The following is a 12,673-nucleotide window of genomic DNA, read 5'->3' as shown; positions in this document are numbered from 1 at the left end:
GCCGCGCCTGTGCGCGGCGGCGCCGTTCCCTGACAGGAGATCCAACGATGGCGTCGCACTCCCTCCACCGTGCCCGCCGCTGGCTGGGGCGTGGCCTGTTCGCGCTCGCCGTGGCCGGCTGCGGCAGCTGCGCGCATGCGCCGCCGCCGGCCGCGGCCATCGCGCCGGCCAGTCCGCTGCAAGGCATCTGGGTGATCGCGCAGGGGCCGTCCTTTCCCGGCCCGCGCTACCTGCGCATCGCCCAGCGCGACGGCCGGGTGCAAGGCAGCATCACCACCGACTGGTACGGCGACGTGCCGATGCAGCAGCTGCGCATCGACGGCGACGTGGCCCGTTTCCAGATCGACAACGGCAATCCGCGGCTGCCGGCGCAGCCGTGGACCGCGTCCCTGCAAGACGGCCAGCTGCACGTGGTCGGCCGCATCTGGGACGAGCAGGTCGACGTGCGCGCGCGCCGCGGCAGCGAGGCCGATGCCGCGCGGCTGGCGTTCCCTGTCGCGGCGCTGCCGGACTACGCGGCGCTGCCGAGCGACGGCCTGGCGCGGACCCCGCCGCTGGGCTGGAGCAGCTGGAACCGCTTCGCCGAGCACATCGACGACGCCACCGTGCGCCAGATCGCCGACGCCATGGTCGCCTCCGGCCTGCGCGACGCCGGCTACGTGTACGTCAACATCGACGACGGCTGGCAGGGCCAGCGCGACCGCGACGGCGTGCTGCAGCCGAACGCGCGCTTCCCCGACATGCGCGCGCTGGCCGACTACGTGCACGGCAAGGGCCTCAAGCTCGGCCTGTACAGTTCGCCCGGGCCGAAGACCTGCGCCGGCTACGCCGGCAGCTACGGCCACGTCGAACAGGACGCGCGCACCTGGGCCGGCTGGGGCGTCGACTACGTCAAGTACGACCTGTGCTCGGGCGAAGGCATCTTCCGCGATCCGCAGCAGGTGCGCCGCGCCTATCTGCAGATGGGCCGGGCGCTGCGCGCCACCGGGCGACCGATCGTCTACAGCCTGTGCCAGTACGGCCGCGACCACGTCGGCCGGTGGGGGCGCGAGGTCGGCGGCCATCTGTGGCGGACGACCGGCGACATCGAGGACAGCTACGCGAAGATGGCCTCGATCGGCTTCGACCGCAACGGCGATCCCGCCGATACGGGACCGGGCGGCTGGAACGATCCGGACATGCTCGAGGTCGGCAACGGCGGCATGAGCGTGGACGAGTACCGCACGCACATGGCGCTGTGGGCGCTGTCGGCGGCACCGCTGCTGCTGGGCAACGACCTGCGGCAGATGACCCCGGCGACGCTGGCGATCCTGCGCAACCGCCAGGTGCTGGCGATCGACCAGGATGCGCTGGGCGTGCAGGGCAGGGCGGTGCGCAAGGACGGCGCGATCGAGATCTGGCGCAAGCCGCTGGCCGACGGCGGCGTCGCCCTCGGCGTATTCAATCGCGACACGCGGCCGCACCGGGTGGCGCTGTCGGCGCAGGATGCCGGCGGCACGCTGCAGGGCCGGCGTTGGCGCGATCTGTGGCGCGGCCGCACCTGGCCCGCCAGCCAGCTGCGCAGCGTGCAGGTCGCCGCGCACGGCGTGGTACTGCTGCGCCTGTCGCCGCCGGCTGCACGCGCGCACTGAGTCGGCGGCCAGACCGGACGCGTGGTCGCGGGCGCACTGCGCCACGCCGGCGCGTCTGCCTGTGTGCGCCTGGAGCGCGGCGCGGCTTGGCGACATATCGCCGTGATCGGCGCGACCGGACGATCCTTGTATGCCGAGTTGCACGCCGCCGCCTGCCGGTACGCCACAGCCGGACAACTGAACCGGAAGCGATGGGCAGGCACGGCGGCAGATGCCTCGATCGTGCCGTGGCGCGACGACCATGCGTTATTCCGCATGTGGAACCGCTAATTGCGACAAGACGCCGGCTGTGGTTCCGGGCACATTGTGATCGCATCGTTAAAACATGATGACTTTTCGGATTCGGCCAGCGGCCGGCGCGCGGGACAGGATCCGCCGCCGTCCCTTGCCACCCATCGCAGTACCGGGGATCTGCGCACGTACGCCGTGCGAAGGACAACCAGCATCCCCGTCGTTGCGCCCGGCTTTCGCACAAGGCCGCGGCGCAGGATGCGCAGTGACCGGCGGCGCTGCCGAAGCGCCGTCCTCTTTGTTCGATCCGTCCGCTGGCGCAAGCCGGCGCGGAGCCGTTCGGCCCCTCGTTCCGCCCATGCCACGTGTCGTCGCCATCGCTCAGGAGATTCCCATGTCGTTCCCGCACGCAAGCCATCCTTCCCATCACCGCGCACCCGTGCCGCAGCCGTTGGCGCTGGCGGTGGTCGCCGCGTTGTCGCTGGGCGCCGCATGCCCGGCGCTGGCGCAGGAGGCGAGCGCGGACGACGGCAAGACCCAGACCCTGGACAGCATCGTGGTCACCGGCTCGCGCCTGCGCCGCGTCGATACCGAGACCGCCAATCCGGTGGTGACCATCAGCCGCGCGCAGATCGAGGCCACCGGCAAGGCCACGCTCGGCGACCTGGTGCAGGAGTTGCCCTCGATCGCCGGCAACGCGACCAACCCCAACACCAACAACGGCGGCGGCACCGGCGCCTCGACCATTTCGCTGCGCGGCCTCGGCGACAAGCGCACGCTGATCCTGGTCAACGGCACGCGCCTGGCCAGCAACGACGTCAACGCGATCCCGGCGACCATGATCGAACGGGTGGAAGTGCTCAGCGACGGCGCCTCGGCGGTGTACGGTTCGGACGCGATCGGCGGCGTGGTCAACTTCATCCTGCGCAAGGGCTTCGACGGCATCGAGGCCAGCACCGATTTCGGCACCAGCTCGCGCAGCGACGGCAACCGCCGCAACTTCTCGCTGACCGCCGGCAAGACCTGGGACCGCGGCAGCGTGGTCGCCGGCGTTTCCTACCACGACATCGATCCGGTGTCGGCCGGCGCGCGCGGCTATTCCAAGGACGCGCTGTCGCTGATCGGCGGCGAGCCGGTCAAGCAGGGCTCCTCGGCCACGCCCACCGGCAGCATCAGCTTCAACGACGGCTCGGCCCAGGCCAGGGCGCTGGCGGCCAGCAACGGCTGTTCGCGCGTCACCTTCAACGGCGGCGGCAGCAGTCCCACCGACCCCAGCCAGTACCATTGCTACGTCGCCTCCACCGATTCCTACAACTACCAGCCGTACAACCTGCTGCAGACCCCGCAGGAGCGCACCAACGCCTTCGTGATCGGCAGCTTCCGTTTCACCGATCACCTGGAAGGCTACGTCAACAGCTACTTCAGCAAGACCAGTTCGGCTTCGATCATCGCGCCGATCCCGATCTTCGCCAATGGCGACAATTTCCTGGTGTCCTCGGCCAGCTACTACAACCCGTTCGGGCTGAACTTCGGCACCGACCGCAGCGCCGGCCAGTCGTACAACGACTTCAACAGCCGCGCCACCGTGCTCGGCAACCGCCGCTACGAGTACAACACCTACAACTTCCAGATCAATCCCGGCCTGCGCGGCAGCTTCGGCGACAGCTCGTGGCAGTGGGACGCCAGCGTCAACTACGGCAAGGTCAAGCAGAAATCGATCAACAACGGCTTCCTCGACTACGCCGGATTCAACGCCGCGGTCGGTCCCTCGTTCCTGGACAGCGACGGCACGGTCAAGTGCGGCAGCGCCGGCGCGGCGATCGCCGGCTGCACCCCGATCGACATCTTCAACCTCAACAGCCCCAGCAACCTGGCCGCGCTGCAGGCGCTGGTGGTCAATCCGATCGTCACCAGCGTGTACCGGGTCAAGCAGTTCGAGGCCAACGCCAACGGCAACCTGTTCGACCTGCCGGCCGGCACCGTGAGCCTGGCCGCCGGCGTGTCCTACCGCAAGGAGAGCACCTCCACCGCCGCCGATGCGCTGTGGACCGGTGACGAGAACGGCCTGTGCGGGGTGATCGAATACTGCGCCACCGTGCTCGGCGGCAGCTTCAGCGTCAAGGAAGCCTATGCCGAGGCGCTGTTCCCGCTGCTGTCGGAACTGCCGCTGGTGCATTCGCTGAACCTGACGCTGGGCAGCCGTTTCTCCGACTACGACTCGGTCGGCAGCAAGACCAACAGCAAGGTCGCGCTGGAATGGCGCCCGATCGAGAACCTGCTGTTGCGCGGCACCGTCTCGCAGGTGTTCCGCGCGCCCAACATCAACGAACTGTATTCCGGCGTGGTCGGCGATTCGGCCACGGTCAACGATCCATGCAACGGCTACACCGGCGGCCACGAAGGCGCCTGCGCCAACGTGCCCACCGACGGCAGCTACCAGCAGGCCGACAACCAGATCGGCGCCAAGGCCTCGGGCGCGGTGGTGGCCGGCTACCAGCTCAAGCCGGAGACCGGCAAGTCCTACGATTTCGGCGTGGTCTACGATCCGGGCTGGCTGGACGGGCTGTCGATCAGCGCCGACGTGTGGCGCATCGATCTCAACGACACCATCACCACCGTGTCGGCGCAGACCGTGTTCAACCAGTGCTACGCCAACTCGGGCAGCGCGTTCTGCGCGCTGATCCACCGCAACGACAACGGCACCATCAACTACGTCGCCGAGCCCACCGTCAACCTCGGCAAACTGTGGGCGCGCGGCGCCGACTTCAGCCTCAACTACCGCCTGCCGGACACCGCCTGGGGCAGCTTCAACGCCGGCCTCAACGGCACCTACACCATCCGCTACGACGTCAATCCGGACAGCACCGACCCGAACACGGTCACCATCCACAACGCCGGCAAGTACACCCAGGCCTACGGCAACTTCCCGCGCTGGCGCGCACTGGGCACGCTCGGCTGGAACCTGGGCAACTGGAGCGCCAACTACCGCATGCGCTACATCGGCGCCACCGAGATCGGCAGCGCCGACGCGCGGCAGAACCTGTCGGCCGACGTCGGCGAGGCCAGCGTGGTGCGCGGCATTGGCGCCTACGTCTACCACAGCGCGCAGGTGGGCTACCAGTTCGCGCAGTGGCACACCCGCGTCGAACTCGGCGTGGACAACCTCACCGACAAGCAGCCGCCGCTGTACTACGCCAACAACGTCGGCAACGCCAACACCGACGTGGCCACCTACGACCTGCTCGGGCGCTACTACTGGGCGCGGGCGACGGTGAAGTTCTAGGCGCTGGGCGCTGCCGACACCGGCCTCATGTGGCCGGCGTCGGCGCCATCCATCCGTGCTGGTGCCGCGCAGCCGGCATACCGGGTTTGGGCGACACCAGGCTGCAGCAGAGCCTCTCCCGCAATAGCGGCCATCTGCCTTCGGCATGCGCGCATGGTTGCGCCCGCCGCAATCATGCTGTGTCGCCACCAGGCCGCATCTGTCATCACGCGCAACGAAAAAAGGGCCCGCAGGCCCTTTTTTCGTTGCAGTTCCCGCCTGCGCCGCGGCGCAGGGCGGGACGCCGCCGCTTACGCCGACAATTCCAACAACAGCTTGTTGAGCCGCCGCACATACGCAGCCGGATCCTTGAGGCTGTCGCCAGCCGCCAACGCAGCCTGGTCGAACAGCACCCGGGCAAGGTCGCCGAAGCGCTCGCCGTCGGCTTCCGCGTCCAGCTTTTCGATCAGCGGATGCGCCGGGTTGAACTCGAACACCGGCTTGCTCTCCGGCAGTTTCTGTCCGCTGGCTTCCAGGATCTGCCGCATCTGCAGGCCCAGGTCGCCCTGGCCGATGGCCAGGATCGCCGGCGAATCGGTCAGGCGGTGCGAGACCCGCACTTCCGAGACGTCCTCGCCCAGCGCCTGCTGGATGCGCTCGACCAGGCCCTGCTTGGCCTTGGCCGCTTCTTCCATGGCCTGCTTCTCTTCCTCGCTGTCGAGCTTGCCCAGGTCCAGGTCGCCGCGGGCGACGTCGACGAAGGACTTGCCGTCGAACTCGGTGAGGTAGCTCATCAGCCACTCGTCGATGCGGTCGGTGAGCAGCAGCACTTCGATGCCCTTCTTGCGGAACACTTCCAGGTGCGGGCTGTCCTTGATCTGCGCGTAGCTCTCGCCGGTCAGGTAGTACAGCTTGTCCTGGCCGTCCTTCATCCGTGCCACGTAGTCGGCCAGGGCCACGCTCTGCTCGGCGTCGCCACTGTGGGTGGAGGCGAAGCGCAGCAGGCCGGCGACCTTCTCGCGGTTGCCGAAGTCCTCGGCCGGGCCTTCCTTCAGCACCTGGCCGAAGTTCTTCCACACGGTCTTGTAGCGTTCGGGGTCGTCCTTGGCCAGCTTCTCCAGCATGTCCAGCGCGCGCTTGCTCAGCGCCGACTTCATCGAGTCGATCACCGGGCCGGACTGCAGGATCTCGCGCGACACGTTCAACGGCAGGTCGCTGGAATCGACGATGCCCTTGACGAAGCGCAGGTACAGCGGCAGGAACTGCTCGGCCTGGTCCATGATGAAGACGCGCTGCACGTACAGCTTGAGCCCGCGCGAGGCGTCGCGCTGGTACAGGTCGAACGGCGCGCGGCCGGGCACGTACAGCAGCGAGGTGTACTCGAGCTTGCCCTCGACCTTGTTGTGGCTCCACGCCACCGGGTTCTCGTGGTCGTGCGCGATGTGCTTGTACAGCTCCTGGTACTCCTCGTCCTTGATCTCGTTGCGCGGCCGCGTCCACAGCGCGCTGGCGCGGTTGACGGTTTCCCACTCGGGGGGTTCCGGCTTGTCCTTGTCCTCGCCGTAGTGCTCCTTCGGCAGTTCGATCGGCAGGGCGATGTGGTCTGAATACTTGCGCACGATGCCGCGCAGCTTCCAGCCGTCGGCGAAGCCGTCCTCGCCTTCCTTCAGCTGCAGCACGATGCGGGTGCCGCGCTCGGGCTTGTCGATGGTGGCGACCTCGAACTCGCCTTCGCCGCGCGAGGACCAGTGCACGCCTTCGCCGGCCGGCAGCCCGGCGCGGCGGCTGTACACGTCGACCTGGTCGGCGACGATGAATGCGCTGTAGAAGCCCACGCCGAACTGGCCGATCAGGTGCGAATCCTTCTTCTGGTCGCCGGACAGGTGCTTGAGGAACTCGGAGGTACCAGACTTGGCGATGGTGCCCAGGTGGGAGACGATCTCCTCGCGGCTCATGCCGATGCCGTTGTCGTCGATGGTGACGGTGCCGGCGTCCTTGTCGAAGCCGATGCGGATGCGCAACTGCGCGTCGCCGTCCAGCAGCTCGGGCTTGACCAGCGCCTCGAAGCGCAGCTTGTCGGCCGCGTCGGAGGCATTGGAGATCAGCTCGCGCAGGAAGATCTCCTTGTTGGAATACAGGGAGTGGATCATCAGCTGCAACAGCTGCTTGACCTCGGTCTGAAAGCCCAGGGTTTCTTTTTGGGTTTCCACGCTCATCGGTGCTTGCTCCATGGTGATGGCTGGCCGCGCGGAGGAGGGCACGGCTCTGCCAGCGGAGATGGTGGCGGCCGGGTCCGGCTTCAAGCGCGGGCGGCGCAAGCGGCGGCCGCGGCGCTGGTCTATCATCCGGGCCCCGTTCCGTGCCGCCGCCGTCGATGCCGAGCCCGCACCCGTTCCCTGCCGATGCCTTGCCCTGGCGAGGCCGCCGATGAGCCGCGCCGGCACCGGCCAGGTGCGCATCATCGGTGGGCGCTGGCGCAACACGCGGCTGCCGGTGCCGGACCTGCCGGGCCTGCGCCCGAGCTCGGACCGGGTCCGCGAGACCCTGTTCAACTGGCTGCTGCCGGTGCTGCCCGGCGCGCGCGTGCTGGACCTGTTCGCCGGCAGCGGCGCGCTCGGCCTGGAGGCGGTGTCGCGCGGCGCGGCGGCGGCCTGCCTGGTCGAGCGCGACCCGACGCTGGCCGCGCAGCTGCGCGCCACGGTCGCCAGGTTGCAGGCCCAGGCGCAGGTGCAGGTGGTGCAGAACGACGCGCTGCGCTGGCTGGCGGCGCCAAGCGCCGACGCCCCGGCCGACATCGCTTTCGTCGACCCGCCGTTCGCCGCCGGGCTGTGGGACGCGGTGCTGCAGGCGTTGCCGGCGCGGCTGGCCGCCGGCGCCTGGCTGTACGTGGAATCGCCGGCCGGGCACGCGCCCGCGCTGCCGGCGCAGTGGGCGCTGTACCGCGAGGGCGGCAGCCGCGAGGTCCGCGCTGCCCTGTACCGCCGCGCCGCTGCTACACTTCCCGGCGACCTTCACGCGGTATCCAGCGCATGACCGTGGCCCACAGCCGCATCGCCGTCTATCCCGGGACCTTCGATCCGATCACCAACGGCCACATCGACCTGGTCAACCGGGCCGCGCCGCTGTTCGAGCAGGTGGTGGTGGGCGTGGCGCAGAGCCCGTCCAAGGGCCCGACGCTGCCGCTGGAACTGCGCGTGAACCTGGCCCGCGAGGCGCTGGCCGGGCACCGCAACGTGGACGTGATCGGCTTCGATACGCTGCTGGCGCATTTCGTGCGCTCGGTCGGCGGCGGGGTGCTGCTGCGCGGCCTGCGCGCGGTGTCGGATTTCGAATACGAGTTCCAGATGGCGAGCATGAACCGGCATCTGATCCCGGAGGTGGAAACGTTGTTCCTTACCCCGGCCGAGCAACACAGTTTCATTTCGTCGTCGCTGGTGCGCGAGATCGCGCGGCTGGGCGGGGACGTGTCCGGCTTCGTGCCGCCGTCGGTGGTGCAGGCGCTGGTCCAGGCCCGCCAGGCCGCGGCGCAGCGCTGAGCCGTCCGTCATTCACAGACAACAAAGAGGGAGCCATCCATGAAGAACACCGTACGCGTGCTGCTGATCGCCTCGCTGGCGCTGGGCGTTGCCGCCTGCAAGAAGGAAGAGGCCGCCAAGCCGGTCGCCGACGCGCAGCAGGCGCTGGTGGCGCCGTCCAAGGACGACGATGCCGGCTGGAAGAAGTACCTGCAGGAAGTGGCGATCCAGAACATGGGCAACGTCACCAACAGCCCGTTCCTGTACTACCTGCCGCCGGAGTCGGACCCGGAGTTCCAGGCCAAGTACGAGCGCCAGGTCGAAAGCGCCACCACCGCCATCGGCCGCGGCATCCAGCCGGGCAACATGCTGGCGTTCGGTTCCTCGGCCTCGGCCAAGATGGCCGACCTGATCGCCGCCGCGTTCGCCAAGGTCGAGCCGAACACGATGAAGGGCGTGCGCGTGGTCTACATCGGCGCCGCCGCCGACAACGCCCGCGTGCAGGCGGTGGTGCAGCCGACCGGCGCCGAGTACATCTTCGTCGAAGCGAAGTGACGCAACGCCGGCGTGCCCGCCCGGGCGCGCCGGCCTCGCGGCCCGCCAGGCGTTCGGCGCGGCGGGCCGCATAGGGCGGCGGCCGTCTGCGGCCGCTACCCCGATGCGGCTGACGCAAGCTCGGTCGCCTGCGGTATCGCCGAATGCCTGGCGATGCCTGCCGATCCGCTCTCCGATCGTCGCAGGACGGGCTCTTCCAGTGCCGGCCGGCTGTGCCTGGAACCGCGCGGCGCTGGCCGCGCCCACACCAGGGCGAACGCTGCGTTCCGCGCCGCCGCCGCGCCGTTCGCGGGAGCGACCGGTCCGATCCGGTAAGATGCCCGGGTTAGTGCCGAATCCTGCGAAATGTCCCTCAAGATCAACGAGCTCTGCGTCAACTGCGACGTCTGCGAGCCGGCCTGCCCGAACCAGGCCATCGCGATGGGCGAGACGATCTACGTGATCGATCCGGCCCGTTGCACCGAATGCGTCGGCCATTTCGATGAGCCGCAGTGCGTGGTGGTGTGCCCGGTCGAATGCATCGACCCGGATCCGGCCATCCCGGAGAGCCACGACCAGTTGCTGGCCAAGCTGCTGCAGCTGCAACGCGACCATCCCGAGCTGTACCAACCGGAGTCCCCCGCCGCATGAGAACGCTCGTTCGCCGTGTCCTGCTGCTCGCCCTGGTCCTGGCGCCGCCGGCATGGGCCGAGGCGCCGGCCGCCGCCGCCACGCATCCGCCCGGCGCCGCCGTCGCCAGCGGCCACCGCCTGGCCACCGACGCCGGCCTGCAGATCCTGCGCGAGGGCGGCAACGCGTTCGACGCGGCGGTGGCGGTGTCCTCGACGCTGGCGGTGGTCGAGCCGATCAGTTCCGGCCTGGGCGGCGGCGGGTTCTTCCTGCTGCACGACGCCAAGACCGGCAAGGACACGATGCTGGACGCGCGCGAATACGCGCCGGAAGCGGCCACGCCGGACAAGTTCCTCGATCCCAAGGGGGCGCTTGACCGCGACCGCTCGGTCAACGGCCCGTGGTCGGCCGGCATTCCCGGCCTGCCGGCGGCGCTGGTGGAACTGGCGACCCGGCACGGCCGGTTGCCGCTGCGGCAGTCGCTGGCGCCGGCGATCCGCATCGCCCGCGAGGGCTTCCCGGTGTACCGGCGCATGGCCGAGGGCTACCAGTCGCGGCGCAAGGTGATGGAGCGCTATCCCGGCACCCGCGAGGTCTACCTGCGCAACGGCAAGCCGATCGCCGAGGGCGACCTGTTCAAGCAGCCGGAACTGGCCGGGACGCTGCAACTGCTGGCCGACAAGGGCTTCGACGGCTTCTACCGCGGCGCCACCGCCAAGAAGCTGCTGGCCGGGGTCAAGCAGGCCGGCGGCCATTGGACCGCCGAGGAACTGGCCGGCTACACGGTCAAGCAGCGCACGCCGATCCAGTTCGAGTACAAGGGCTGGACCATCACCACCGCGCCGCCGCCGTCCTCCGGCGGCATCGCCCTGGCCGGCATGCTGCAGATCCTGGAAGGCTACGACCTGAAGGCGATGGACCCGGTGCACCGCACCCACCTGGTGGTGGAGGCGATGCGCCGCGCCTACCGCGACCGCACCTTCTTCCTGGGCGATCCGGACTTCACCGCGGTGCCGCAGCGCGTGCTGCTGAGCAAGGACTACGCGATCGGCCTGCGCTCGACCATCAACCCGGAAAAGGCCACGCCCAGCGACCTGCTGTCGGGCCAGCCGACCCCGCTGGAGGACGACGAGACCACCCACTTCTCGATCATCGACGGCGAGGGCAACCGCGTCGGCGCGACCCAGACCGTGAACCTGCTGTTCGGCTCCGGGCTGATCCCCAAGGGCACCGGCGTGCTGCTCAACGACGAGATGGACGACTTCGCGCTCAAGCCCGGCACGCCCAACGCGTTCGGGGTGATGGGCTACGCGGCCAACGCGCCCAAGCCGGGCAAGCGCCCGCTCAGCTCGATGACGCCGACCTTCATGGAGAACGCCGACAAGACCATCGTGCTCGGCACCCCGGGCGGCAGCCGCATCATCACCATGGTGCTGCTCGGCATCCTCGGCTACGACGACGGCCTGAGCGCGCAGCAGGTCGCCGCGTTGCCGCGCTACCACCACCAGTGGCTGCCGGACGTGATCGAGGCGGAGACCGGCACCTTCGACGCGGCCACCGTGCAGGGGTTGCAGGCGATGGGCCACACGCTCAAGTTGCCGGGCGACAGCGCCGAGGGCGGCCGCGGTTCCAGCCACGTCTGGGGCAACCTGCAGACGGTGGAATGGGACAGGCGCAGCAACACGCTCAGCGGCGGCAGCGACCCCCGCAACGAAGTCGGCAGCGCGGAAGTCCTGCAGCTGGCAACGCCGGCCCGCTGAGCCGCTCGCCGTCCGCTGTTGCGAATCCCCAATCCCGAATCCCGGCAATGAAGCTCTGGTCCATCCAAGGCAACTCCCAGAAACTCGACGGCGGCGCGATGTTCGGCAACGCGCCCAAGGCGATGTGGCAGCAGTGGGCCGCCCCGGACGACGGCAACCGCATCGCGCTGGCCTGCCGCGCGCTGCTGGCGCGCCCGCTGGCCGGCAAGACGGTGCTGTTCGAGACCGGCATCGGCGCGTTCTTCGCGCCGGCGCTGCGCGCGCGCTACGGCGTGCAGGAAGACCGTCACGTGCTGCTGGATTCGCTGCATGAGGCCGGCGTGGCGCATACCGACATCGACGTGGTGGTGCTGAGCCATCTGCACTTCGACCACGCCGGCGGCTTGCTGGCGCCTTGGCGCGAGGGCGCGGCGCCTGAGCTGCTGTTCCCGAACGCGCGCTTCCTGGTCGGTGCGGCGCACTGGCAGCGCGCGCTGCAGCCGCATCCGCGCGACCGCGCCAGCTTCATTCCCGAGTTGCCCGGCCTGCTCGAGGCCAGCGGCCGCCTGGAACTGGTCGACGGCGAGCATTCGCGCACGCTGGGCGAGGCGGTGCGCTTCCGTTTCAGCGACGGGCATACGCCGGGGCTGATGCTGGCCGAGATCGTCGGCGCGCGGCAGGCCGACGGCCAGGCGCATGGCGGCGTCGCGTTCTGTGCCGACCTGATCCCCGGACGCTCCTGGGTGCACGTGCCGATCACGATGGGCTACGACCGCAACGCCGAACTGTTGATCGACGAGAAGCGCGCGTTCCTGGAGGACGCGCTGGCGCGCAACGTGCACCTGTTCTTTACCCACGACCCGGACTGCGCGCTGGCGCAGCTGGCGCGCGACGGCAAGGGCCGCTTCGTCACCACCCACGAACTGCCGGCGCTGCAGGCGCGGTCGCTGACGGGCTAGGGACGTCGGCGCGACGGGGCAGGTCGCGCTGTGTGGCGCCAGGCGCGCAGGCCGGCGTGGCGAAGCGACGGGCTGTCCGCCAGTCCGGGTCACGCGCGGCCGCCCGGGCGACGCACATGGCAACTTAAAGCGACGGGGCTTGGCCTGTGCGCAACAGCGCGATCGCCTCGAT

Annotated in this window: 9 protein-coding genes; 8 read left to right on the top strand and 1 reads right to left on the bottom strand. The window is 69.5% G+C overall.

Going from position 1 to position 12,673, the window contains the following annotated elements; all coding sequences use genetic code 11:
• Positions 1-47 precede the first annotated feature (47 nt).
• Complete coding sequence (locus tag OCJ37_RS12680) at positions 48-1,631, top strand: glycoside hydrolase family 27 protein (RefSeq protein WP_263109814.1); 1,584 nt, start codon at positions 48-50, stop codon at positions 1,629-1,631.
• Between the two features lie 625 nt (positions 1,632-2,256).
• Positions 2,257-5,145: a TonB-dependent receptor gene (locus OCJ37_RS12675; protein ID WP_263109813.1), complete on the top strand. Its 2,889-nt coding sequence runs from the start codon at positions 2,257-2,259 to the stop codon at positions 5,143-5,145.
• A 290-nt stretch (positions 5,146-5,435) separates the two neighbouring features.
• On the opposite strand, the gene htpG is transcribed toward OCJ37_RS12675, so the two are convergent.
• A complete protein-coding gene (gene htpG / locus OCJ37_RS12670) occupies positions 5,436-7,340 on the bottom strand; it encodes a molecular chaperone HtpG (protein ID WP_263109812.1) in 1,905 nt (634 codons plus the stop codon).
• A 211-nt stretch (positions 7,341-7,551) separates the two neighbouring features.
• Here htpG and rsmD point away from each other — a divergent pair, with 211 nt between their 5' ends.
• From rsmD to OCJ37_RS12640, 6 genes are all read left to right on the top strand, one after another.
• Positions 7,552-8,157: a 16S rRNA (guanine(966)-N(2))-methyltransferase RsmD gene (gene rsmD / locus OCJ37_RS12665; RefSeq protein WP_263109810.1), complete on the top strand. Its 606-nt coding sequence runs from the start codon at positions 7,552-7,554 to the stop codon at positions 8,155-8,157.
• Positions 8,154-8,660 carry a pantetheine-phosphate adenylyltransferase gene (gene coaD / locus OCJ37_RS12660; RefSeq protein ID WP_263109809.1) on the top strand — a complete coding sequence of 169 codons (507 nt, stop codon included), beginning with the start codon at positions 8,154-8,156 and terminating at the stop codon, positions 8,658-8,660. Before rsmD ends, coaD begins: the two co-directional genes overlap by 4 nt.
• 39 nt (positions 8,661-8,699) lie before the next feature.
• Entirely contained in the window at positions 8,700-9,194 is a 495-nt protein-coding gene (locus OCJ37_RS12655; RefSeq protein ID WP_263109807.1) for a hypothetical protein, read from the top strand.
• Between the two features lie 345 nt (positions 9,195-9,539).
• Positions 9,540-9,824: a YfhL family 4Fe-4S dicluster ferredoxin gene (locus OCJ37_RS12650; RefSeq protein ID WP_263109806.1), complete on the top strand. Its 285-nt coding sequence runs from the start codon at positions 9,540-9,542 to the stop codon at positions 9,822-9,824.
• Complete coding sequence (ggt, locus tag OCJ37_RS12645; RefSeq protein WP_263109805.1) at positions 9,821-11,563, top strand: gamma-glutamyltransferase; 1,743 nt, start codon at positions 9,821-9,823, stop codon at positions 11,561-11,563. Before OCJ37_RS12650 ends, ggt begins: the two co-directional genes overlap by 4 nt.
• A 47-nt stretch (positions 11,564-11,610) precedes the next feature.
• Entirely contained in the window at positions 11,611-12,501 is an 891-nt protein-coding gene (locus OCJ37_RS12640; RefSeq protein WP_263109804.1) for an MBL fold metallo-hydrolase, read from the top strand.
• The last annotated feature ends 172 nt before the right edge of the window (positions 12,502-12,673 follow it).

It is taken from the genome of Xanthomonas sp. AM6, from assembly GCF_025665335.1.
Lineage (GTDB): Bacteria > Pseudomonadota > Gammaproteobacteria > Xanthomonadales > Xanthomonadaceae > Xanthomonas_A.
This window is presented reverse-complemented; position numbering and strand designations above follow the sequence as displayed.